The organism is Denitrobacterium detoxificans, from assembly GCF_001643775.1.
Lineage (GTDB): Bacteria > Actinomycetota > Coriobacteriia > Coriobacteriales > Eggerthellaceae > Denitrobacterium > Denitrobacterium detoxificans.
This window is the reverse complement of record NZ_CP011402.1, coordinates 2,120,171-2,145,539: the sequence shown is the minus strand read 5'-3', so window position 1 is coordinate 2,145,539 and position 25,369 is coordinate 2,120,171. Positions and strand designations below refer to the sequence as shown.

General features: G+C 60.0%; 10 protein-coding genes. 8 read left to right on the top strand and 2 right to left on the bottom strand.

Annotated elements, in window-relative coordinates; translation table 11 throughout:
• Positions 1-135 precede the first annotated feature (135 nt).
• Complete coding sequence (locus AAY81_RS08710; RefSeq protein ID WP_066664073.1) at positions 136-1,782, bottom strand: FAD-dependent oxidoreductase; 1,647 nt, start codon at positions 1,780-1,782, stop codon at positions 136-138.
• 271 nt (positions 1,783-2,053) lie between these two features.
• Between AAY81_RS08710 and AAY81_RS08705 the strand changes: the two genes are divergently transcribed.
• From AAY81_RS08705 to AAY81_RS10645, 8 genes are all read left to right on the top strand, one after another.
• The gene (locus tag AAY81_RS08705) at positions 2,054-3,610 is read left to right on the top strand and encodes a helix-turn-helix transcriptional regulator (RefSeq protein WP_240480574.1); all 1,557 of its coding nucleotides are present in this window, start codon (positions 2,054-2,056) and stop codon (positions 3,608-3,610) included.
• Between the two features lie 117 nt (positions 3,611-3,727).
• A complete protein-coding gene (locus tag AAY81_RS08700; protein WP_066664071.1) occupies positions 3,728-5,104 on the top strand; it encodes an MFS transporter in 1,377 nt (458 codons plus the stop codon).
• A gap of 99 nt (positions 5,105-5,203) precedes the next feature.
• Complete coding sequence (locus tag AAY81_RS08695; protein ID WP_177168497.1) at positions 5,204-6,619, top strand: sodium-dependent transporter; 1,416 nt, start codon at positions 5,204-5,206, stop codon at positions 6,617-6,619.
• Positions 6,620-7,368: 749 nt separating this feature from the next.
• Complete coding sequence (locus tag AAY81_RS08690; RefSeq protein ID WP_082867955.1) at positions 7,369-7,914, top strand: glutathione peroxidase; 546 nt, start codon at positions 7,369-7,371, stop codon at positions 7,912-7,914.
• Between the two features lie 204 nt (positions 7,915-8,118).
• The gene (locus AAY81_RS10720) at positions 8,119-8,655 is read left to right on the top strand and encodes a LytS/YhcK type 5TM receptor domain-containing protein (RefSeq protein ID WP_066664065.1); all 537 of its coding nucleotides are present in this window, start codon (positions 8,119-8,121) and stop codon (positions 8,653-8,655) included.
• On the top strand, positions 8,652-10,979 hold the full coding sequence (locus tag AAY81_RS10820) for an ATP-binding SpoIIE family protein phosphatase (protein WP_066664063.1): 2,328 nt from the start codon (positions 8,652-8,654) through the stop codon (positions 10,977-10,979). The genes AAY81_RS10720 and AAY81_RS10820 overlap by 4 nt, the downstream gene beginning before the upstream one ends.
• A 404-nt stretch (positions 10,980-11,383) precedes the next feature.
• Entirely contained in the window at positions 11,384-19,687 is an 8,304-nt protein-coding gene (locus AAY81_RS08675; RefSeq protein ID WP_066664061.1) for a leucine-rich repeat protein, read from the top strand.
• A 128-nt stretch (positions 19,688-19,815) separates the two neighbouring features.
• Positions 19,816-23,037, top strand: a complete 3,222-nt coding sequence (locus tag AAY81_RS10645) for a hypothetical protein (protein ID WP_205630826.1) — start codon at positions 19,816-19,818, stop codon at positions 23,035-23,037.
• A 635-nt stretch (positions 23,038-23,672) separates the two neighbouring features.
• On the opposite strand, the gene AAY81_RS08665 is transcribed toward AAY81_RS10645, so the two are convergent.
• Positions 23,673-25,133, bottom strand: coding sequence for a LuxR C-terminal-related transcriptional regulator (locus AAY81_RS08665; RefSeq protein ID WP_066664059.1), 1,461 nt, complete (start codon positions 25,131-25,133; stop codon positions 23,673-23,675).
• Between the last annotated feature and the right edge of the window lie 236 nt (positions 25,134-25,369).

Here is a 25,369-nt window from a genome sequence, read left to right as displayed (position 1 = left end):
ATGGGAAGAACCCGCATTGGGCTGCAGACCAATGCGGGTTCGTTTCTTGGAACCTGCTGCGCACGGGGAGGGGGTCCGTGCGCAGCGCGGAATTGCGTAAGATACGTCGCGTGGGGCGTACGCGACCGGGATTGGCTACATGGCGCCTAGGCGCTTGCCCAGCACGTAGCCCTGGGTGTAGTTGTGGCCCAGGTTCAGGCCAAAAACGGTGAGCGGATAATCGATGCCGCCATAGAAGCCGCCCGCTACGTTGCCGATGGCGTACAGGCCGGGGATGGCCTCGCCTTCGGGCGTAACGCACTGCAGGTCATCGTTCACCTTCACGCCGGAGCACAGGGCGCTCATGCGCACGTGGCGATGAATGCCGTAGTAGGGCGGGGTGTCGATGGTCTTCAGGTAGTCGGGCTTCAGGCCGAAGTCCACGTCGGCTCCGTTTGCGCACAGCTCGTTGAAGCGGGCGATGGTCTTTTTGAAGTTGGAAACGTCGGTGACGCCCAGTTTCTCGGCCAGCTCGTCCAGCGTGTCGGCTTTGTAGGTACCGATCATCGTGGGGATGACCGCCTTGCGCTCGACGTCCTCTTCGGGCATGTACACGCGCAGGCCCTCGGGGTCTACCAGCTTGCCGGGGAAGGCGGCGGCCTTTTCCATGTAGGCGGAGTCGAAGACCTCGATGTAGTTGCCGCGGTCCTTCTCGCTGCGAAGGTAGCAGTTCATGAGCGACATCTCGGTGTCTTCGCGGCAGAAGCGCTCGCCATCCATCTTCATGCGCAGGAAGGGCATGTCACACATGGAAGCGGGGCCCGCGTCGAAGTCGTGGAGCATTTTGGTGTGGCCGAAGTCTTCGATGCATCCACCGGCCCATACCACCATCTTGTGGCCGTCGCCCGTGCGGCCGTGCTGTTTCTGGTCCAGATACTGCAGGTCGGGCAGGTAATACTTCAACATCTCCTCGTCGTTCTGGTAGTCGCCGCTGGCAACGACCACGCCGGTGCGGGCGTTGAACTTCACGTAGGTGTGGTCGGGCATAAGGGCGATGACGCCGGTGACGCGGCCATCCTTGTCGGTGACCAGCTGCTTTGCGGGCGTGCTGTAGAAGATTTCCACGCCCTCGCTTTCGGCCTGCTTGCACATGGCCTTCATGCCGTCGCCCACGCAGTAGGGCTTGGGGCCGAAGAACGAGGTGACGAAGGACATGTTGTAGCCGAACTTCTTGATGAGGGGCATGTGCTGCGCGTTGCCCTGGTCGATGACCTGCGCGCCGCCGGCTGCGGATTTCTCGATGACCCACTTCACGGCCTCGCCGCTATTCTGGGCCCACATTTCGATGAGGGCGCGGTTGGGGCGATGCTGGCTGTCGGTCATGAGCTGGCCGATGAGGTGGGCAACATGAGACGGGTCGCTGTTTTCCAGGTCGATGCCCGAGCCGGAGTTACCATGAGCGGATGCTTCGGCTTCCTTCTGTAGTAGGGCTACGCTTGCGCCTGCTTCCAACGCCGCCAGGGCGCAGGGAACGCCGGGGCTGCCGGCGCCAATGACCACGACGTCGTAATCGCGCTCTTCGGCAATCTTGGTAATCGGTTCGGGCTTATTGGCCAGGAATCCGGGCAGACCATCGCGGAAGTGACCCGCTTCGGTGGTGGTTCCCGTGGTGGTGGCGCCGCCGTACCCCTTCGCCTCGGCGCTCTTGGCTCCGCATCCGGCCAGAGCCGATGCGCCTGCCACGCTTGCCGCGGCTACGCCTCCCAGCTTGAATAGATCTCGTCTGCTAAACGACTGTCCCATACCTATCATCCCTCCAATGATGCGATGTTCAGCGCCGCTGCGTTCGCATGCTGCGATGCGGCGCCCTTGCTGCGCACAATGTACTTCCGTGCGCCCGCTGGGGTCTTCGCCTGTTTTTGAATTGGGTGGGGGATTGCTATCACCCCCGGGGTATCACCCTGGGTTCAACTGGGGAAACGCAAAGAGGGCTCCATGCGGTGTGAGGGCGTGATTGCGTATAATACCCCTATGTGAAAAGTGGTTGGGAGGTCGCGTGGAATCACACGGGAAGATGGGGAGCAAAGTTCCCGGGGCGAAGGGACGCTCGGGCAGCAAGGAAGGTCGCGACGAGGGCGGTTCCCTCGATAGTGCCATGGCCCTTACCGAGGCGAATTTCGCCTCCTTTGCCTACGAGGATGGCATGTCGGGCAGCAAGCGTCTGCCCCTGGCCTGGGTGGTCGACAAGATGCCCTATGTCCCGCTTGCGTTTCTGGGCTTGGCCCTGTACCGCGCATGGATCGAGCTCATCTACGTGGGCTCGTTCATTCCATTTCCCTACGACGGTTCGGCTATTCACAACTACTATGACATCGCCATGATCTGCACGTTGTTCCTATGTGCGGCTTTACATAGGCGTATCGAGCCCATCTTCCGGAGCAGGGTTTTCTACGTAGCCGTTGCCGTGTTCATGCTTGCCGGTACGGTGGGCATGTTCGCGGGCCTGTACGGGCATGCCTCGCGCGCGTGTGGCATTTTCTCGGTGGTCACGGGCGGCGTAGGTACGGCGGGCATTATCTTGCTCTGGTCGGAATTGTACGCATCGCTTTCTCCGTATCGCGTGGGCCTGTACTATTCGGCCTCCATCGTGGCTGCCGCTTGCGTGCTGTATCTCTGTCGTGGTCTGCTGCTTCCCTGGCAATTTGGCATGGCCATGCTGTTGCCGCTGGGCTCGCTTGCGTTCGTTGCCTTGGGCTTCATAGGCTTGCCACCCGCCGAGCGCCCTCATGCCTCCACGGCGCGCTTTAGCTTTCCCTGGAAGCCTGTGCTCATCATGGCCGTGTATGCATTTGCCTACGGCCTGCGCGAGCTCAGTCAATACGACATGGGCATCGGCCCCCATTCGTCGCCGGGCGCCCTGGTGGTGGGTGTGCTTCTGTTCCTGTGGATATACCTGCGCGGGAGCACGTTCGATTTCTCGTATTTCTACCGCGTGGCGCTGCCTCTCATGATGGGCGCCTTTTTGGTGCTTCCCGCGTTCGGCACGCTCAACGAGGTGGTGTCCGATTGCTTCGCCACGGCCAGCTATACGGCGTTTTCCGTGCTCATCATGCTTATCCTGGCGAACATGTCGTACCGCTACGGCATGAGCGCCGTGTGGTTGTTCGGCATTGAGCGTGGCGTGCGCGCCCTGTTCGCCATGGGTGGTCGTTATACGGCCCAGGAGCTTGCGCTCGTGGGCGACCCTGACACGAATGCCCTCATCATCGGCGTCATTACCGTGGCGCTTGTGGTCATTGGAACGCTGCTGTTCACCAGTGAGAAAGACTTCTCCAGTCGTTGGGGTGTCTCGTTTCGTGCGGAAGGCGCCTCGCAGGCCGACTTGGCGCGCATGCGTCGCGAGGACCGTGCGCTTCGCTGCGACGAGCTGGCGGGGCAATTTGGACTTTCCCCACGTGAGCGTGAGGTGCTGCAGCTGCTCGCTCGTCGGCGCACGGTGGGGCAGATCCAAACCGATTTGGTAGTATCGAAGGATACGGTAAAGACCCACGTCAAGCACATCTATCGAAAGATGGACATCCATAGCCGCGCCGAACTTTTCGACCTGCTGGGCATGGGCGAGGAAGAATAGGTATACACCTTTCGCTGTATCTTTTTCTGGGAACCGTATGACTTGCAACTCAATTGCGTGCTGCCAATTATGTCGCCGCATATACTTGCCACATGTGCAAGTGAGGGATGGAGTGGTATGACCGCCAACGAATCGCGCGGCTTTGGCCGCATTGCTGCTGTGTATCTTATAGGCCTGCTGGTGGGTGGCCTGTACGTGGGGCTTATCGCGCCGCTGCGAACCGTCATTCAGACCGACATGGGAATCGACAATTCCCTGGGCATCTGGATGGTGAACGTCTACACGCTCTTCTATGCTGCAACTATTCCCACGACGGGCAAGCTTGCTGACCGCTTGGGGCGCAAGCGCGTCTTCACGTGGTGCATGGGCATCTTTGCCATGGGCTCCCTTCTGTGCGGCCTGGCCCAGTTTGCGGGAGGTTTCCCGCTGCTCATGGTTGGTCGCGTGGTGCAGGCCATTGGCGCGGGTGGCATTATTCCCGTAGCCACGGCCGAGATGGGTGCTTCGGCGCCCGAGGGTAAGCGTGGCATGTGGCTGGGCATGGCGGCTGCCGTGGCGGGTCTTTCGAATGTGGTTGGCGCTGCTGCCGGCAGTGGCATTGTCGCCCTGGTGGGTGCCGAGAATTGGTGCTGGGCCTTCTTCGTGGCCGTCCCCGTTGGCCTGCTGCTCATGGTGGGCGCGAGCGCCTGGCTGCCCAAGCGTGAGGTTGCTCACGAAGGTAAGCTCGACGTGGTGGGTTCGCTGCTGTTCACCGTCATGATTCTCTCGCTGCTCCATACACTGTTTGCCGTGGAGAATGCGGGGCTGCAGAGCATTCGCACGCTCGTTCCCCTGGCGCTGTTCCTTGTGCTGCTCCCCTTGTTTCGTGCGTGGGAGCGCCGTGCGAGCGACCCCATCTTCCATTTGGAATACCTGCATAATGCGCGCATCGTAATCACCATGGTCGTGTCGTTCCTGGTGGGTTGCGTCATCATTAGTATGGTGCTGATTCCTGAATTCGCCGAAGCGGCGCTTGACCTGCCCTTGGGTTCGGGTGGCTTTTACATGGCCATCATGGGCATCTTTGCCGTCGTAGGCCCGCCCGTGGGTGGCAAGATCATCGATCGCCACGGCGCGAAGCCCGTGCTCATTGGCGGTTTGGGGGTCATGGCTATTGGCTTTGCCGTTCTGGCGTTCGTGGTGGCGCCGAACCCTTCCGTGGTGGGGCTCGTCCTGGGCCTGGCCGTGGTTGGCCTAGGCATGGGATTCGCCATGGGCACGCCGCTCAATTACATGATCCTGGAAAACACCTCGGAAGAGGACTCCAGTTCCGCCATCGCCACTATCGCCCTTGTCCGCCAGGTGGGCACGACGGTTGCCCCGGCCCTGCTTATTAGCCTGGCAACGACTGGCATGGGTGGCGTTGGCTATGTGCCTCAGCTTGTAGCGGTGGCGGGGGTCAACGTGCTTTCCCTGGTCATCATGCTGTTCTATCGTTCGCCCGAGCGAAAGTAGCCTGCGCGCTCGTGCGAAATGCCCCGTGAGGCGCCGCCGCATCATGCGTCTCTGGTATCATGTGCGAGTTATTGCATGCATACGACGGGGAGTTTGAATATGGAGCAGCATCAGGCTGAAGAGCGCGAGCATTTCGCGTCTCGTCTGGGGTTCATTCTGGTTGCGGCAGGTTGTGCCATTGGCTTGGGCAACGTATGGCGTTTTCCGTACATCGCCGGGCAGTATGGCGGCGGCGCATTCATTCTCATCTACGTGCTGTTCCTAGTCATTTTGGGGCTGCCCGTCATGGTGATGGAGTTCGCCGTAGGCAGGGCCAGTCAGAGCAGTACTGCGCGGGCGTTCCATATTCTTCCGTCCAAGCGCGATTTTCGCTGGTTCAGCTGGTGGGGCTACGTGGGCTCCATGCTGCTGCTCATGTTCTATACCACCATCTGCGGTTGGATGCTTGCCTACATTCCGCGCCTTGCCTCGGGCGAGTTCACGAATGCGGGCGTGGATGCCGCGGCCGCCTCGTTCGACGCCCTTATCGCCGACCCCGTGCAGCTGGTGCTGTTCATGCTCCTTTCCGTTGCGGTGGGCGTGGCCGTTACCATCGGTGGCCTGCGCAATGGCGTAGAGCGCGTTTCGAAGTTCATGATGGGTGCCCTGTTCGTCATCATGGTTGCGCTGTGCGTGCGTGCGGTTACGCTGCCCGGAGCCGATGCGGGCATCGCCTTCTACTTGCAGCCCGACTTCTCGCGCCTGTTCGCGGGCGATTCCCTACCGGAACAGCTTGGCACGTTCGGTGATGCCGTTTACGCGGCCATGGGCCAGGCGTTCTTCAGCCTGAGCGTGGGCATGGGCGGCATGGCAATCTTCGGTTCGCGCATTGGCAAGGAGCGTAGCCTGACGACGGAGGCGCTTTCCGCTACCGGTCTGGATACCCTGGTTGCCTTCATGGCGGGTCTAATCATCTTCCCCGCTTGCTTCGCCTTTGGCGTAAGCCCCGATGCGGGTCCTTCGCTCGTGTTCGTTACGCTGCCCATCGTGTTCGGCAGCATGCCGCTGGGCAACGTATGGGGTGCGCTGTTCTTCGTGTTCATGGGCTTTGCCGCTCTTTCCACGGTCATTGCCGTGTTCGAGACCATCGTTTCTTGGTGCATGGATCGCTGGGGCATCAGTCGCACGCGGTCCGTTCTGTGCAATGGCATCGCCCTTGCCGTGCTGAGCATTCCCTGCGCGCTGGGCTTCAATGTGCTTTCCGATGTTGTGGTGCCTGGTCTGGGCGACATTTCGTCGGTGGAGGACTTTATCGTGTCCAATAACATCCTGCCCCTGGGCGGCATCGTGTTTGCCGTGTTCTGCAGCACGCGCCTGGGCTGGGGATGGGATCGCTTTATCGCCGAAGCCGATGCGGGCGAAGGCATTAAGTTCCCGCCTCAGCTGCGCCTGTGGTGCGCCTGGGGCATTCCCGTGCTCATGATCATCATCTTCATCATGGGGTATGTGCCGAAAATCTCAGCCTTGCTTGGGTAATCCGTCCCGGGCTCGCGGGGGCTGGCGGCCCCTGGGGCACGCCTCGCTCCGCTGCTCGCGTGGTTTCGGCCCCGCACGGGCCGAAACCTACGCTCGTGCGCTGCGCTGTTCAGCAGTTTTGTACTGGCGCTGCACGGGGTTGGGGCTGGGACGGTGATGCAACTTCGGCTTCGCCTTCGTTGCCTCCCCGTCCCAGCCCCAACCCCGTGAACAGCGCTTTTGTATGGTGTTCACAGGGTGCCCCAGGGGCCGCCAGTCCCCGCGAGCCCCATCCCGAGTGAGGCAAGGCTGCGCTTTTAACCGGCATGCGAGTCGGGGCGGGTCGTGGCGCTTGCCCCCGCTGTTCCGCCCTTCGGGCGGAATGCGCTGCCTCGGGTCGTCGAGGGGCTGTCCCGCCCTTCGGGCGGGAGGCGTCTTCCTGGGTCGTGGGGTGGGGTGGTTCCGCTCGCTTTCGCTTTGCGAAAGCTCGCCGCCTCGGGTTGGTGGTTGGGCCCGCTTTCCCGCCTTCGGCGGGATTTGCTATCGAGGGCCGTGGGGGTCTGTCCCGCTGTCCCGCCCTGCGGGCGGGATGCGCCTTTCCGGGTCGTGGGGTGGGGTGGTCCCGCTTGTTTTCGGCTGCGCCGAAAACTCGCCTTTCCGGGTTGAGGGGAGGGGCGTTCGTAACCGTTTTGTCATGAAAGGGCGTTTGACTTTTTCTAATTCAGTTGTGTACAATCGAATTACACAAAATGGATAGGACGGAGTTTGCTATGGCGAGCATTTACGATTACAGCGTACCGATGGTTGACGGCGGAGAGCTGAAGCTTTCCGATTACAAGGGCAAGGTCATTGTCGTGGTTAACACGGCTACGGGTTGCGGTTTTACTCCGCATTACGAGCCGCTTGAGGCTATGTACGAGAAGTACCATGATCAGGGCCTCGAGATCATCGACGTGCCGTGCAACCAGTTCAACGGCCAGACGCCGGGTACCGACGAAGAGATTCACGAGTTCTGCTCGTTGAATTACAACACGCAGTTCCCCCAGATGAAGAAGTCGAACGTCAACGGGGAAGACGCGCTTCCGCTGTTCGAGTACCTGAAGAGCCAGCAGGGCTTCCAGGGCTTCGGGCATGGGCCGAAAGCTCTTGCCATGAGCGCCATGCTCAAGGCGATCGATAAGGACTACAAGAAGAACCCCGACATCAAGTGGAACTTCACGAAGTTCGTGGTCGATCGCGAGGGCAATGTCGTTGCCCGCTTCGAGCCCACTGCTGATATGGGCAAGCTGGAGGCCAAGGTCGCCGAGCTTATCTAGCTAACAATCCTCGAAACCCCTTGGGCGGCTGCGGGGCCCCGCTGCCCAAGGCGGATTCTTAAACCGGTCGAGTTCTTCGGCCGGTTTTCTTTTGCCTTCCAAACGCGAGCAAGGGACGGGGTGCGTTCACGCAGATTGACGGGCACAATGCGCTCCTGGGTTGGTACACTGATAGCAAGGTGTCTGGGGGAAGGGCCGTGCCTTATGGATGCTCTCGTTGTTGCTCAGTTTGCATTTGCCACGTTGTTGCCCGTAATCGCTTGCGTCGGGCTTACGCTTTTGCGCCGTATTCGATGCATTATGCGTATCCCAAAGATTTGGTGGCAGATTATCGCGGGCCTCGTTTTCGGGCTCATCGCGGTGTACGGCACCGAGGTCGGCATCCCCACGAATGGCGCCACCATGAACGTGCGCGATGCAGCCCCCTTGGCTGCGGGTCTGTTTTTTGGCGGGCCGGCGGGCATTATAGCTGGTCTTATTGGCGGCATAGAGCGCTGGTTCGCCGTTTTGTGGGGCGCCGGGGAATTCACGCGCTTGGCATGCTCGCTGGGCACCATCACCGCCGGTGTCTATGCGGCGCTGCTTCACAAGTATCTGTTCGATAGTCGCATGCCCTCATGGCCTATGGCGATGGCGACGGGTTTGGTGGTGGAGGTCCTCACCTGCTTCTCGTCTTCCTCACCAATTTCGACCAGTCGGTGCGCGCCTTCCAGGTGGTGCAAGCTTGTGCCTTGCCCATGATCTCGTGCGTGGGCATTTCCGTGGCTCTTTCCGCCATCGCATTGGCTCGGGTGAATCACCGGCCTTCGATTATGCCGCGCGGTCAGCGGGGGATTGCCCAGGTCGTTCAAGCGTATCTGCTCGTGTCGGTGTTTGCGGTGTTCGTAATCACCGTGGGGTTCACAGCCATACTGCAGTCGAGCTTTATGTATTCCGACGAAGCATCGCTGCTGCGACTCAATGTGTCGGATGTGCGTGGGGCCATTGCCGACGCTTCGGACGAAAACCTGCTCATGCTCACCAACAAGGCGGCGCTGTCCCTGCCTTCGGCGCAGGGGGCAACGAATGAGGAGTGTGCCCGCGTTGCCGATGACCTCGACGTTGCCGAGGTATGTATGGTCGACGGCAATGGCATCGTAATTGCCAGCTCGAATACTAGCTTCATCGGCTTTGACATGTCATCGGGCGACCAGTCTCGCGCATTTCTGTGCCTGCTTCCCGGGGGCGGCGAAACCGAATACGTGCAGTCGTACCAGCCCATGGCGTACGACGAAACGACGTGGCGCAAGTATGCGGGCGTTACGGTCGAAGGCGGCTTCGTGCAGGTAGGCTACGACGCCCAAAACTTCGTTGACGATATTTCCATGCAGGTGGAAGAGGCGGTTCGGAATCGCCATGTGGGGAAAAATGGCCAGGTTGTCGTGCTCGATGCCACGGGCAACGTGGTGAGTGCCGGCAATGACGTGAGGGTGCAGGATGCTCGCGCGCTTTCTTCCGACGCCGATGGCATTCAGGAAGGCGAGCTCTTCACCACGTCATTCAATGGGGGAGAGTGCTATGCCACGTACGAAGAGGTAGAGGGCTATCGTATCATTGCCGTGCATCCCACATCCGAAGTACGGTTCTCGCTCGATGTGGCGGTGCTCATCACGTCGTTCATGGAAGTCCTCGTATTCGCCATCCTGTTCCTGGTGGTGTACTTCGTTATCAAGCGCCTGGTGGTGCGCAATATCTGGCACGTGAATGGGGCGCTTAGCCGCATCACGGGTGGCGATTTGAGCACGCAGGTGAACGTGCGTGGCATTACGGAGTTCTCGTCGCTTTCCGATGACATCAACCATACGGTCAGTGCCCTGAAGGGTTGGATTGCCGAAGCGGAATCGCGCATGGATACCGAGCTTGCAACAGGCAGGGCCATTCAGGAAAACGCCCTCCCGCGTGCGTTCCCTCCGTTCCCCGAGATCAAGATGTTCGACATCTTTGCCGACATGAATGCGGCCAAGCAGGTGGGCGGCGACTTCTACGACTTGTTCCTCATTGGCGATTCGAATTCTGAAGCGGGCAAGCTAGGCTTCGTCATTGCCGACGTGTCCGGTAAGGGCGTGCCGGCGGCGTTGTTCATGATGTCGGCGAAGTCGAAGATTCGCTACTACATGGAATCGGGTATGGAGCTGGGGCTTGCCGTGGAAAGCGCGAATCGCGAGCTGTGCGAGGGCAACGAAGCGGGCATGTTCGTTACCGCGTTCGCTGGTGTCCTCGACTATAAGTCCATGCGTATGACCTGCGTTAATGCGGGTCATAATCCGCCGCTCGTGTTGAACGACGGTTCATGCGAATGGCTGGAAAAGCGTTCGGGCTTGCCGCTGGGGCTCTTCGAGGACATGCCCTACATGCCCTACGAGATTGAATGCTCGCCTTCCGATACGTTCCTGCTGTACACCGACGGCGTGACCGAGGCCATGGACGTGGAAGAGAACCTGTATGGTCCCGACCGCCTTATCGACTTCGTGAAGGAGCGCGCGGGCTATTCGCCGCGTCAGCTGTTGTGCTCCGTGCGCGCCGACGTTTCGCGCTTTGCCGAGGGCGCCGAGCAGTCCGACGACATCACTATGCTCGTGTTGAAGGTGGGCGTGCCCCCCGAGAGCTTCGAGCAGATTGAGCTGCCTGCTTCCGACGAAAAGCTCGAGGAAGTCGATGAGTTCATCCATCGTAAGCTCGAGGCGCTCGATTGTCCCAGCGCAGTGTGCCACAAGATTGACATTGCGGTTGAGGAGATGTTCGTAAACGTATGTCACTACGCATATCCGCGCGCAACTGAGGATAATCCCGGTACGGTATGCGTGAGCTGCGCATGTAATACGGACCCCGCCTCCATCATGATTTCCATTGTCGATAAGGGCGTATCGTTCAATCCGCTGCAGAAGCCCACTTCCGAAGTGCCCGACGATATCGATCAGGTTTCTATTGGTGGCTTGGGTATCCTCATGGCGAAGAAGTGCGTGGATGAGCTCACATACGAACGCGTCGAGGGTAAGAACATAGTTCGCCTCGTGAAGTATATTTAGGAGTCGTTCTCGCAGAGTGGTTCTTGCGACCCGTCGATGCGTTCGGCGGGTCGCAGTGCGTTATGGCCTATTTCGCATCTTGTGTGGGAAACGTGGAGGACTGGCTCGCTCATTTCAGCCCAAAAGGACTTGAATTAGGGCGAACTAACAGTTTAAGAAGTCTAACTTCTGTCAACCCATTCGGATGAGGAATGCGGGAAATGAAACCAGTGGGGTCGTATTGCCTATGAGCGACTCGCTCTTCAACTGGGAAAACGTCGTAAAACAGCGCGTTGGTCCGAATGGATTATCCTCCGTAAGCACAAATTAGGCTTACCTACTTTCTTTGGTACCATTCTCGCAAATTTAACCATGGCACCACTGTATCCAGTGGTGCCGCAAGGGGCCCAAAGGAAGGAAAGGGTATGAGGGTACAAGACGGGGATGCAGCCCCGTGGCGTCGCTCCGGCATGCTCACGCGCGTAACCGCTACGGGCGTTGCTGTCATGCTGGCTGCGAGCACTGGCCTGGCCGGTGTGTCATTCGCCGATGAGACTGCGTCTCAAAACGACGTGCCTGCCGAGGCACAGCAGCAGGTGGAAGAAACTGCCGATACGTCCCTGGAGCAGCAGCTCACCAAGCTGGGCGCTTCAAGTCCGGACGTTGCTACGGGCAATGCCATCGAGGACCAGACGCCGACGTCTGGCGATAAAGTCACTATCATCGTTCAGCTTGAGGACAACTGGAATTCGGGCGTGCAACTGTTCGGCCTGTCTTTTGGCGCGCCGAGCTCGGAATCGCGCCATGACTCCATGCGCGACGCAATCCGCAATGTGGTTGCGGGGGAGAGCCAGGGTTCTGGCAATGCAGGTGGCCTGCAGCTCTTCTCTACGGATGACGGTTCATCCGACGATTCCATCGAGGAAATCGCCGATTACTACAACGTCATCGACGGCTTTGCCATCAAGGCGCCCGAAAGCGCCCTCGAGGCCATTCAGAATCTCGATGGCGTGAAGAACGCGTTTGTCGAGCAGTCGTATTCGATTCCTTCCGACATGGGCATTCAGTCCACCAATGCGTTGAACCAATCGAGCTTGGACATGACGAATGCCGATGACGTTGCCTATCGCGGCGATGGCCAGACCATCGCCATCATCGATAGTGGCCTGCAGATTGACCACGAGGCTTTTGATGGCGATATGAGCGGCGTGGATGTTGCTTGGACGGAAGACGAGATCAACGCCGCCAAGACGAACCTCGCCGCTGGCAAGTCGGGCGTGTACACCGACAGCAAGATCGTGTTTAGCTACGACTACGCGGACAACGATAACGAGGTTACGCCTGGCACCTATACCGACCTTACGCATGGCACGCATGTGGCCGGCATCGCTGCCGCGAATGGCGGCCAAATCGAAGGCGCCGCCCCCAATGCGCAGATCATGATGTTCAAGGTATGCGACGACCTGCAGGGCAACATCTACGACAGCAACTTGATTGCTGCCATGGACGATGTAGCCGCCTTGGACAAGGCGGGCGAAGCGAGCGGCAACAACATCGATGTCGTGAACATGTCGCTCGGCAGCGACAATGGCTTTGGTGCCGAGGGCTCTCGCCAGACGTATGCCGATGCGGTGAACGCTCTGGAAGACCAGGGTATCGTGGTGAACGTTGCTGCTGGTAATGCGTATAACGCGGCCTACGGGAACAAGTCCGGCGAAAATCTGCCGTACGCGACCGACCCCGATGCCGAGATCATTTCCTGCCCCGCGTCGTTCGACAACTCCTTTGCCGTGGCAAGTGTGAACAATGCGGAGGGTAGCTCGGTATTCTATTTCGCCGATGAAAAGGTTGCCTATCGCGACGTTACCGCGAAGGATGGCACTGAGGTTCCCCTGTTCAACGCTCTGGACGAAGGCTCCTACGACATCGTCGACGGCGGCATTGGCTCCGCGGCCGACGTTGCCGTGCTTTCCGAAGCGCAGGGTGGAACGCTTGCCGGCAAGATGGTTCTCATTCAGCGTGGCGGCGAGGACAACGGCGAAAAGCTGTCGTTCGAGCAGAAGCTCAAGAACGTTGCGTCGCTGAATCCCGTAGCCGTCGTTTTCTACGATAACGCGTCTGGCACGAACCAGAACTTCGGCTTTACCACCGCCCAGGAAATCCCCTCGGTGGGCATTTCCCTGGAAGCTGGCGAGAGCATCAAGCAGGCCATCGAGTCGGGCTCTGCCCAGATCAAGGTCGTACATGACGCAAAGGCCGATTCGGCAACGTTCGAAAACTACGTCATGAGCGATTTCAGTAGCTGGGGAACCACCCCCGAAATGGACATCAAGCCCGAAATCACCGCTCCGGGTGGTAACATCTACAGCTCGGTGAGCGGAAGCAGCAATGCCTATGCGTACATGAGCGGCACGAGCATGGCCACCCCTCAGATGGCCGGCATTACCGCTCAGGTGCATCAGTACATCGAAGCGAATCCCGCACTTTCCGGGAAGTCTCAGGACGAAAAGAATAGCCTGGTCAGCCAGCTTCTTATGAGCACCGCACGCCCCATCGTGAACAGTGCGGATTCCGCGAGCTACTATTCCCCGCGCAAGCAGGGTGCTGGCTTGGCGGACGTGGAAGCTGCGGTATCTACTCCCGTGTACGTAACCGTGGATGGCGCGAAGGTGGCCGATCGCCCGAAGGCCGATTTGGGCGAAAGCGCTACTGGCACCTGGAGCTTCAAGGTTACGCTGCATAACTTCAGTGATTCGGAAGCTTCCTATACGCCCGATACGCACGCCATTTCCGATACGGTGGCGAATGGCCTGTTCCAGCAGGCAAGCAAGGACTGGACGGGTGAGGGCATCGACGTGAGCTACACGGGCCTTACCGATGGCGCCGTGGTTGTTCCCGCCAATGGCTCCGCCTCCTACACGGTGAACATCTCCTGCGGTTCCGCATTCACCGAGTGGGCTGCGGCCAATACGCCGAACGGTACGTTCGTTGAGGGCTTTGCCCTGCTGAAGGCTGCCGATGGCTCGGGTAACCCCGATCTGTCCACGCCGTTCTGCGGCTTCTACGGCGATTGGGATGCCGTCCCCGCATTTGACTCCGATAGCTACAGCTCTACCTCCAAGACGACCATCAACGGGGAAGAGGTAGTTACGGGTTCCCACGTAATCGGTACCGCCCTTACGAGTGGCACGACCAACCTGCCTCTGGGCATCAACCCGCTGGATGGCGGCACGAGCCTGGCCGTTGATGGCGACTACTCCAATTTCGTACATCAGGGCAAGCAGGTGGTTTCGAGCACGCCGTACTCTTCGAGCCCGAATAGCGCCAGCCCCATGACGGGCCTGCGCCGCAACCTGAACGAGTATACGGTGGAATACACGAACGAACAGGGCGAGGTCGTGCGTTCGTTCGATCAGAAATACCAGGTGAAGTCGCGTTACGCTTCCAACTACGGCATGACCTATGGCGAGCAGTGGACGGGTCCGTTCGCATTCTCTGGCCAGGACGAGGATACGGGCAATTACCTGCCGCAGGGTACGTACACCATGACGAAGACGGCTACCACCGCCGGTGGCGATGGCAGCGCCGTTCAGAAGCAGACCGATTCGTTCTATTACGATACGCAGGCGCCGGTTATTTCCAACATCTCGTATTCCGGTCAGGGCGATGAGCGCGTGTTGAGCTTCGACGTCACCGACAATAGCTGGCTTGCCGCCGTACAGTTCTACGACACCGTGCATCAGGGCTACTTCCTGCGTCAGCTTGCCGACGACAAGGACGGCAATGGCAGCGCCACGGTGAGCGAGGCGTCGGAAGAGCAGTACGTCACGAACGAGGACGGCACGCGTACCTGGCATTTCGATATTCCGATCAGCAATCTGCGCTCCGCGTGGCAGGGCGTTGCCGATGAGGCATCTCTCGTCGACCCGATGCCCGATACGGTTGCGCTGTATGCGTATGACTACGGCCTGAATGGCGGCTCGCCGGAAACGATTGTCATCAACCAGATCGCTCCTACCGCTGTTGACATCACGCCTGATGAGAGCACGCTGTACGAGGGTCAGAGCGTGACGCTTTCCAGTGCGTTTACCCCCAGCAATGCAACGGAAACGGGCATCACGTACGAAAGCGCTGATTCCACCGTCGCTTCGGTTGACAGCAAGGGCGTTGTGACGGCCCATGCCAAGGGCGACGTTACCATTACGGGTACGTCGACGTACGATGCTTCCGTGTCCGACACCGTCACCGTGCATGTATCCGAGGTTCCCGAATCGGTGGGCATTGCGATGCAGACGAACGAGGCAACGGTGTCCTTTGGGTCGGATTACGACGCCAAGGTCGTTGTTTCCCCTGCGTATGCCTCCGATAGCATCGTGTGGAGCAGCAGCAATGAGTCGATTGCGACGGTCAAGGACTCCTCTGACGCATCCGCAGGTAGCGATAACGTTGCTACGGGCACGATCACCGCTGGCAATACCACGGGTAACGCCACCCTTACCGCTACGTTGACTCATGTTGACGCGGCAACGGGAGAATCCTCCACGTACACGGCGAATATGACCGTAAAGGTTCGTCAGGACAACTACGCCGATTTCGTTATCGACGAAACGTACCCCGAAGGTCCGCGTTTGCTGTACTATGGCGGATCCTTGCAGAACGTGACCATTCCCGACAACGTTGAGGTTATTGGGCCCCAAGCGTTTGCCGAAACGGGCTGCCAGACCGTCACTGTTCCCGCAAGCGTGGAGAAGATCGAGTACGGCGCGTTTGAGCATATGCCCAACCTCACGACCGTAAACTTCGAAGACTCCGACACCAATCCCAGCCGTCTGACCACGATGGAAGACAATGTCTTCTACTACGATCTGAAGCTGGACGAAATCACGCTGCCTCGCAATCTGGTAAACCTGGGCAGTGGCACGTTCAATACCTCGAGCGTGAAGAAGGTTACCTTCCCCTACGGCCTCACGAAGATTCCTGCTCAGACGCTGTATTACTGCTCGGTTCAGGATGTTGTCATGAGCGATGCCGTAACGGAGATCGGCGACAAGGCGCTTAGCTCCGATGGTTCCCTGGGATCCATCAGCGTGGTGAAGGCCGATGGCTCGGTAGTGAATGGCCAGCTGCCTTCCGCGTTGACCACTATTGCGGATGGCGCCTTCTCGGGCACGAGCCTTGGCAATACGGACATCACCTTGCCCTCGGGCGTGAAGAGCGTGGGCGTTATGGCCTTCTCGAGCGTATCCAGCAAGAACTTCACGCTCAATGACGGGCTGGAGACGATTGGCGCGGGGGCCTTCCAGGCGTGCGGTGCGTCCCAGATGGTCATTCCCGATAGCGTGACGAGCGTGGGAGAAGGCGCATTCTCCAATATGCGCAATTGCAAGTCGATCACCGTGGGCGCTGGCGTTCCGGCCGATTCCTTGGAGCGAGCCTTTGCCTACAACCTCAATTGCGCTGAATACAAGGTTTCCCCTGCTACGACTAATTACAAGGTGGTAGACGGCGTGCTGTTCAGCGGTGACGGCAAGACGCTCGTGACCGTGAACGAGGGCGCGAAGCGCTCGAGCTACGATGTGCCCGCGGGTACCGAGCGTCTGGGCGATTATGCCTTTGCCTCTACGTCGACGCAGCATGTCACGTTCCCCGAAGGCCTGCGCGAGATTGGCGCCGACTGCTTCGTGGAAGGCTCGCTGAACGAGGTTGACCTGCCGAGCAGCATGGAGACCATTGGCAATGGCGCATTTCAGAACAACCAGTTCCTCGCCAGCGTAAAGGTGGGCGGAACCAAGCATATTGGCACGTACGTGTTCTACAACTGCCAGAGCCTCACGTCCTTCGACTTCGGCACGCGCCTGGAATCGATCGGAGATGGCTCCTTCGGCGAGGATACGGGCTTTACCGAGTTCATCTTCCCCGATACGCTTACTTCCATCAGCGGTGGCTGCTTCGCCAACATGCCTAACCTGAAGAAGATTCATATCGGCGCGGGCATGACCGGTTCGATGGCGGGCGCCTTCACGGGTGACTTCGCCCTGACCGAGATCACCGTATCCGAGAACAACCCGGTCTATCATGTCGTCGACAACGTGCTGTATGGCGAAATGAGCGCTGAGGTTGACCCGCAGTATCCTGGCAAGCATCTCATCTTGTCCCTGCCCTGCAGTACCTTCACTGAGTACACGGTGGAAGAGGGCACGGTGTCTATTGACGCGCAGGCGTTCCGCGGCAATAGCTCCCTGCGCAAGGTTACGCTGCCCGAAGGCATTCGCAACCTGGCTACAGGTTCGTTCAATAACTGCTCCAACCTCGAGGAAATTAACTTCCCCGAAAGCCTGGAGCATGTGACGGGCTTCTACAGCACCGACAAGCTCACCACGGTCGACATGGCCAGCGTCGCGTACATCCCGAGCAATTCATTCATGGGTAATATGCCCGAACATCTGGTTGTCCGTAGTGGCAAGACGGGTTCGACTGTTACCGAGGACAATTTCCTGACCAAGGGCGAATTCCCGACGGGTGCGTTCTTCGACAGCATGGATTACAGCGGGTTCGAGGGTATGCGCTCCGCGTACTTCGGCGAAGGTATGAAGACGGTTTCCATCGTGTATGACGAGGCGCCGAGCACGCTTGTTCTGCCTGCAAGCCTCGAGTCCCTTGAGCTGTCTTCCCCCACGGGGTCTAGCATGCTCTCCTTCAAGGTGTATGTGCCCAAGACCGACGCTGAGGGCAATGTGACCTCTGGTTGGCAGGTTGCCGAGAAGACGCTGAAGTCGATGGGCGTGAGCACTACGCATTTGGTGGATTACCAGCCGCTGTCTGCGACGCTGCATGTGGGCGAGCCTTCGAACAGCGGTACGGGCGAGGAAACCGGCGATGCGAAGACCTATGCGGTAGGCGTGAGCTGGTACAAGACCGGTTCCGACGAAACGTCTTCGGTGGGTACCTATCTTGGCTCCTCTACGACCGCCTTCTCGAATGGCGACGGAACCTATACCGTAATCTTTGCCCCGAACAGCATGTATGCCGACATGATCATTGGCATGAGCATCGGCGGTGCGCCCATGGAGAAGGATGGCGATAACTACTTCGCAACGCTCACGGCTGAGCAGCTGCAAAGCCGCCAGGTTGTCGATTTCTCGCTGTCGTACTCCGGCATCACCACCAAGCAGAGCTGCGATGTCGAATTCGACCAGCAGGCTGTTGCCAACATGATTTCCGACTCTCAGAATGGCACCCTGTCGACGGGTCTTACGGTCGCATCTGCTACGTCCGATGATGCCGTTGAAGCCGGCGGTGTCGTGAAGCCTGGCAAGAAGCAGAAGGTGTACGTAGACGTTGCGGGTGGTGTTGCCGGCTCGAAGGAGTATCGCTTCGTGAGCACGCTTCCCGATGGCGAGACCATGACCGTGCAGGATTGGTCTACGTCGAACGTGTGCGAGAATTGGACGCCTATTACTACGGGCCAGACGCTTACCGCGGAAGTGCGCGATGCGTCGTGCCTTACCGTTGAGACCGCAGGCGTCGTGAAGGCGATGACTGCCGCCGCAAGCGAGGACCTGGCTGCGCTGCAGACCGATCTTGAAGTGGCGCAGGCCATCGAGCAGGGCACTTCGAGTGCGGGCGCCTACCAGACGCTGCAGCAGGCCATCGATGATGCCCAGGCTGTTGCCGCTAACGATCATGCGCAGGGCTCCGACATCAAGTCTGCCCAGGCTGCGCTGCAGCAGGCCATTGCCGACTTCCAGCTGACTGCTGGGTCGGGTACGGTAGAGGCCGCCATTGCCGCCCTGCCGGAAGCCGATGCGGTAACCGCTGCGAACGGCGCCGATGTCAAGGCCGCGCAAGATGGTTACGCCTCGCTGTCCGAGCAGGCCCGCGCTGCGGTTTCCGCTGACAGCGTTGCCAAGCTCGATGCCGTAGGCGCTGCGTATGCCACGCAGCTGATCGCCAACTTGTCCAGCACGCTTGGCGCTCAGTCTCAGGCAGACGTCATTGCTGCTCGTGCGGCATACGAAGCGCTGTCCGATAACGCCAAGTCGTACGTTTCCGCTTCCAGCCTCCAGGCCCTGCAGGCCGCTGAGGCCGCAAGCGTCGACAAGGACGTGCTTAATGGCCACATCGAGGAAGCGCGCGCTATTCAGCAGGGCGACAAGTCCGATGCCGCATACGCTGCACTGCAGGCCGCCATCGCCGCTGCCGAGTCGGTGGCATCTAGCTCCAGCGCAACTCAGGCGCAGGTGGATGCTCACGACGAGATGCTGGTAAGCGAGATGGCCGCCTTCAACGAATCGGGCACTGCGGCCCCGGTGAAGGTCGAGACGTGCGAGATGCTGCGTCTGTACAACCCGAATTCGGGCGAGCACTTCTACACGGCCGTCCCTTCCGAGCGCGATACGCTCGTGAAGGCTGGTTGGACGTTCGAAGGTAGCGCCTGGAATGCCCCGGTCACCAGCGATACGCCGGTCTACCGCCTGTATAACCCCAATGGCGGCGACCACCATTACACGGTGAGCGAGGAAGAGATGAAGGGCCTTGTGGCGCTCGGCTGGAACTACGAGGGCATTGGCTGGTACTCCGACGATGCCCAGGGTACGCCGCTGTTCCGCTTGTATAACCCGAATGCCTCCTCCGGTGCGCATCATTACACCGTCAGCAAGAGCGAAGCTGAAATGCTCGTTGCCGCCGGCTGGAATGATGAAGGCATCGCCTGGTATGGCATGAAATAACGAATCGGGCGGGGTGCGCACATGCGCTCCCCGCCTTGTTCCTCCTGGCCCACGCCGCAAGGCGCGGGCCACTTCCGTATATGCGTAAAGGCGAGGCGCGTGGGCGCCTCGAGGGAAAGGAAGGTCTTATGCAAACAAACGTGGGAATGAAATACGGGGGAGTGAAGGGCGGTGCGCTGGGCGTTGCCGTCTTCGTGCTTGCCCTGTTCGCCCTGCTCGTAAGCGCCCCGCAGGCGTGGGCGGCCACGCAGCTCCAGCAGAGCTGGTTCGATGGCAAGCTGTGGAGCGATCCATCGTATACGGGTCAGGAGATTCGTCCGTTCGATGAGGGCGTATACGACGAGAATTACAACGTGCTTACGCCCGGCACGCATTTCACGATTTCCTACGAGAACAACGTGCAGGCGGGTACGGCAACGTACACCGCAACGGGCATTGGTTCGTACGAGGGCACGGTGAGTGGAACGTTCACCATTGCGCCCACGAGCCTCGACCCCAATAACTTCGTGGTCGATATGTCGCTGGTGGGTGGCAACAAGTTCCTGAAGACGGGCTCCGTCATTACCCCCACTCCCCAGTTCAAGATGTGGGATGGCGGAAAGATCCTTCCCGCTTCGGACTACAAGGTTTCCTACACCGATGCTTCGGGTGCGGAAGTCGAGCCGGTGGACGCAGGAACGTATACGGTGACCTGCACGCCCGTTACGGGCAATGTGACCGATAGCGCTTCGATGACGTTCTCCATTCTGGATGAGCCTCTTTCGATTGCCGATGCCACGCTCAATGGCGTCGACGAGTCGGTTTCGTATAACGGCGGCAACCCCGTTACGCTGCCGTACCTTTCCGTTTCCATGAACGGGGAGCTTCTTACCGAAGGCGTTGACTATTCGGTCTCCTACGAGAACAACTGCCTGGTGGGAACCGCCAAGGTCATCGTGACGGGCATGGGCGTGTACGCTGGCTCTACTTCGGCGGAATTCCAGGTGGCGAAGTGCGATATCTCGAAGGTCGTCACGTACGATTCGCTGGGAGGCGTTTCCAACTTGATGTCGCATCCGTATACGGGTTCGGCGATTACGCCGTCCGTGCATGCGACTTCCGAGGGCTACACGCTGCAGGAGGGCGTTGACTACGTTGTGTCCTATCGCAATAACGTCGACCCCTGGCTGCCTGACAATCTGCTGGTCAAGGAAGGGGATGTTGCGGGTGATCCCGCAGTGCGTCCCACGGTCGTGGTAACGGGCATAGGCGGATACGAAGGCGAAGCGTTGCTGGGCTTCACCATCACCCCCGACACGGTCGATCTTTCCGGCGCGGTTCTTCGCGGGTTTGCGTCCCGTAGCTTTACGGGCCAGCCCCAGCCGCTTTCGATGGCCGATTGCACGTACGCCTACATCAATACGTATGGCTCTTACGCCACGTTCGACCTGCGCGGGGTGCTCACCACCACGACGTACCTCAATGCTGCCGGCGAAGAGGTGTCTGCTGACCAGGTTGTCGATGCGGGCTCCTACACGATGGTCGTAACGGCGCAGGGCGGCGATGGCTTCACGGGCACGAAGTCCGTTGACTTTTCCATCGCGCAGCTTTCGTTCGACGAGACTACGGTAAGCGTGTCCGTTCCCGATCAGGTTGCTGGCGTTAGCGAGGTTCACCCTGTTGTCACCGCAACGGTGAATGGCGAGCCGTACACGCTTGTCGAGGGCGTCGACTACACCGTGAGCGACTTGAAAGTATACGAGGCGGGCGGATCGCTGAAGGTCGTTTCCACGGGCAAGAACTTTGCCGCAGGGTCGATCGTCAAGACGTTCGTGGTGGCAAGCCAGGAGCAGGTTGAGGCTAGCAAGGCGCTTCAGGGGGATATTGCTGCGGCTGAGGAGCTGGCTGCTGGCGAATTGCAGCCTATGGGCGCATCGCTGCTGACCAAGGCGATTTCTGAAGCCAATAGCGCTCTGGAGGACGAGAACCGCGACGCTGAGAGCCTGGTGGCTGCCGATAAGCGCCTGAAGGCGGCTGAGCGGGTTGCTACGGCGCTTACGGGTACGGCAAAGTCCACCTGGTACACCACGGGCACCTACGAGGGCCTCTCTTCGCAGAGCGTTTCCATGGCCAATGGATTCTCCACGGGTGAGCTGGGGCTTTCCGAAGTTGATGCCGACGGCAAGGTTATGGCCGTAGTTGCGTTCAACGACAAGGGCGCCTCGCTCATGAAGGGGCTTTCGGTTGGCAACAGTGCCGCCGACGAAGTCGCCGCTGGCTATTGGGCCGTTATGGTGGACGAATCCGCCCTGCATGCGGTGACCCCGGTTGCGTTCACCTATCAGGCTGGCCCCACCATGCGCACCGATTCGGCCGATATGGTGGTTCAGTTTACGTCTTCCGCGCCCATCGCCTTCGTGAAGACGAGCGACGGCACGGCTTCCATGGCCGGCAAGTTCATCGAAGCCGAAGCGACCATTACCGAAGCGGCGGGCAGCTATGCCATCGACATCACGCCTACCGACGAGGGCAATGGCTACATTGCCGGCATCACCTATGGCGCCGATCATGTTGCCGCCGAGAACGTTGCGGCTGAGGGTGCGAGCGTGAATACGTTCCGCGTGATCTCCTCTTCGATTGATGGGCTCATTCCCGTGACGTTCTCCATCACCATGATGCCGAACCCCACGGATGCGTATCTGGTGGTTAATCCTGGCGACCTGAGCAAGGCCGTTGTGTCCGTGGCCGATCAGACAGCAACGGGTGAGGCCCTTACGCCCGACGCCACGGTTACGCTGGATGGCAAGCAGCTTGTTGCTGGCACCGATTACGTTATCGAGTTCGCCGACACCGAGAAGGCGGGTACTGCCACCGCCACGGTGACGGGCATCAATCGCTACGTGGGCAGTTCCGCGACGACGACGTTCAACGTTGTCGACCCTGCGCCCGAAGTGGCGACCGTTGCCATGAACCGCCTGTACAACCCCAACGGCGGCGAGCACTTCTACACGGCCAGCGACGAGGAGCGCGATGGCCTGGTGAAGCTTGGCTGGCAGTACGAGGGCACCGGCTGGGTAGCCCCCGAGACGAGCGACACGCCGGTCTACCGCCTGTACAACCCCAACGGCGGTGACCATCACTACACCATGAGCGCCGAGGAGCGTGACTGGCTGGTCTCGCTCGGCTGGAACTACGAGGGCATCGGCTGGTACTCCGACGACGCCCAGACGGTAAAGCTCTACCGCGAGTACAACCCCAACGCCCAGTCGGGCTCGCACAACTACACCACCAGCCTCCAGGAGCACAAGAACCTCGTGAAGCTGGGCTGGCATGACGAGGGCACTGCCTGGTATGGCGTAGCTGCAGGCTAACCCTCTCGGGCTGGGTTTTCCCATCCCGGGGTGCGGGCGGTGGGGCGCGTGGCCCATCGGGGCACCGCTCCGCTGCTCGCCCGGCGTGTTGCTGCGCCCATAGGGGAACGCGAGGTTATCCCTCGCGTTCCCCTTTCGTTTGCGTCGGTGGCGCCGGGCTCGTGCGCTGCGCTGGTTCATGCTTTTACTGCGCGCTGCCCGGGGTTGCCCGCGGATTTGCGTGAGGCTTCGCCTCCCGCTCTCCGCGGGCAACCCCGGGTACAGCGCGTTTTTGTTTGCTTTCGCAGTGCCCCCGATGGGCCACGCGCCCCGCCGCCCGCTTCGCGGGCTGGGGCAGGCCATCCCGGGGCCGCGCCTGGCGCGGGTACGTTCGAGCTGGGGTCCGTCTCGGGGCCGTTCGGGTCGACGGCCGGGGGGTCCGTCCCGCTCGCTTTCGGCGGGGCCGAAAGCTCGCCTATCCGGGTTGGGGCGTCCCATCCCGCTCGCTCTCGCCGGTGGCGAGAGCTCGCCTATCCGGGTTGGGGTGCATCCCGCTCGCTTTCGCGTTGCGAAAGCTCGTCTGTCCGGGTCGGGGGCGTCCGTCCCGCTGTTCCGCCCTGCGGGCGGAATGCGCCTATTCCGGTTGGACGAATGCGCTAGTCGAGGGGCTGGAGGCCGTCGATGGCGAGCTTTTCGAAGAGCTCTTCGCGCGAATGGATGTCGAGCTTCTGATAGATGTGCCTGATGTGCGCTTTGGCGGTACCGTTTGCGATGAACAGCTCTCGCTCTATGATGCCTACGGTCTTGCGCTGCGCCAGCAGCAGGAGTACTTCCGACTCGCGCGTGGTGAGGCCGTATTCCGAAGCGAGCGCGTGGCAACGGTCGGCCACTTCCTGCTTCTGCACGATTTCGCGGGTGGCGGCCGTCTGGTCGAGGAACGTGGCGCCCCAGCGACTGGAAAGGTCGCGCTCGGAAAGGAACACCAGGGTGCCTCCCAGCACGGCGCAGATGCCGATGGCTCCCACTATGTAGGTGCCATCGATGGCACCTACCATGAACGTGCCCGCTGCCCAGCTGAGGATGCGCCCCAGGCACATGAGCAGGATGCGCACGCCGCGTTCGATGCCGAAGAGCCATACCGCCGAAACGCCGTAGCGGTAGCAGATGTTGCTGCAGATGAGCATGATGAGGATGGCCATTGCGGTATAGCCGCCCGAAATGCACAGGTTGGAAACCACCGCACCAGAAAAGCCCAGAGAGGGGATTATTAGCAGCGCTACGATCATGAGGGGCAGGGCCATGCGGTAGATTATGTTGAAGTCGAACTTGTCGCCCAGCATGAGTACGCCGCCGAATACCACGCACGCCACGATAACGGTGCCGGGCGCGGAGTGCGGCCCGAAGAAACTGGAGTACAGGGGCTGTTCCAGCGTGCCATAAGCGAACGCGTAGAGCGCCATCATGAGTACCGCTTTCCACGGTACGCTGAAGCGCACCCAGGTGGTACTGGGAAGCTCGGCCTTCGGCAGCTGCCCAAACGAGCGACGCACGAGCGCCAACGAGATCAGGGGTAGAAGCATTGTGAGCGTGAACAGCCAGGGCAGCTTGAAGCCCTCGAAGATGTAGATGATCAGGGCGCCCACGATGATGGAGGCAGAATAGTACATGGCTACGCGCAGGGGATTCAGGCAGCCGTAGAGTTCGCTCCAGAGCAGGATGGTGAAACCGATGCCTGCGCCACCCAGCAGCGCGCAGGGCAGGCCCAGAAGCGACGCATATTCGGGCACCCATATGGATGCGAACATGCCGCAGGTGGAAAGGGCGAGCATAACCGCGCTGGCCACGAATACGGGCTTGCGGCGGTATAGTGGCCCGATGCGCTTCGCCAGCAACATGCATATGAGAAGCATGCCGCTTGTGGTGAAATCGAACGTATCGCGTAGCGTGAACGTGGCGGCGGGGTAGTGCACGAAAGACCCCACGAAGACGATTTCGATCCACGCACGGTAAATACCAAGCCCCAGAAATGCGAGGGGTATGGCGGGCAATCTATCGCGCCAGGTGCGTTTTCCACTCGGTTCATCGGTGCCGGTTACGGCAACGCATTCTTCAGACATTCTGTTTCGATGCGCTTGTCGCGGCGCATCCTTCCTCCCGCCTAGCATTTTATCAAAGGTGAATGTCCTACGCACTCACTCTGTTTCCGCAGGTCGGTAGAGGGTTATATGAGGGGGTTAGAGAAATAACCCCGCAAAAAGGGTGCTTGGTCGATGCATGGAGGATATGTGAAGACCTATGGTGCAGGAGTCGGCGGGACGCCAGCCTGCAGCCAGCGCTTCCGCCGACTCCCAAA

Bases quoted from the DNA above. Each gene is read 5' to 3' on its own strand.
- AAY81_RS08710 (WP_066664073.1), bottom strand. From the start codon at position 1,782: ATGGGACAGTCGTTTAGCAGACGAGATCTATTCAAGCTGGGAGGCGTA.
- AAY81_RS08705 (WP_240480574.1), top strand. From the start codon at position 2,054: ATGGGGAGCAAAGTTCCCGGGGCGAAGGGACGCTCGGGCAGCAAGGAA.
- AAY81_RS08700 (WP_066664071.1), top strand. From the start codon at position 3,728: ATGACCGCCAACGAATCGCGCGGCTTTGGCCGCATTGCTGCTGTGTAT.
- AAY81_RS08695 (WP_177168497.1), top strand. From the start codon at position 5,204: ATGGAGCAGCATCAGGCTGAAGAGCGCGAGCATTTCGCGTCTCGTCTG.
- AAY81_RS08690 (WP_082867955.1), top strand. From the start codon at position 7,369: ATGGCGAGCATTTACGATTACAGCGTACCGATGGTTGACGGCGGAGAG.
- AAY81_RS10720 (WP_066664065.1), top strand. From the start codon at position 8,119: ATGGATGCTCTCGTTGTTGCTCAGTTTGCATTTGCCACGTTGTTGCCC.
- AAY81_RS10820 (WP_066664063.1), top strand. From the start codon at position 8,652: ATGATCTCGTGCGTGGGCATTTCCGTGGCTCTTTCCGCCATCGCATTG.
- AAY81_RS08675 (WP_066664061.1), top strand. From the start codon at position 11,384: ATGAGGGTACAAGACGGGGATGCAGCCCCGTGGCGTCGCTCCGGCATG.
- AAY81_RS10645 (WP_205630826.1), top strand. From the start codon at position 19,816: ATGCAAACAAACGTGGGAATGAAATACGGGGGAGTGAAGGGCGGTGCG.
- AAY81_RS08665 (WP_066664059.1), bottom strand. From the start codon at position 25,133: ATGTCTGAAGAATGCGTTGCCGTAACCGGCACCGATGAACCGAGTGGA.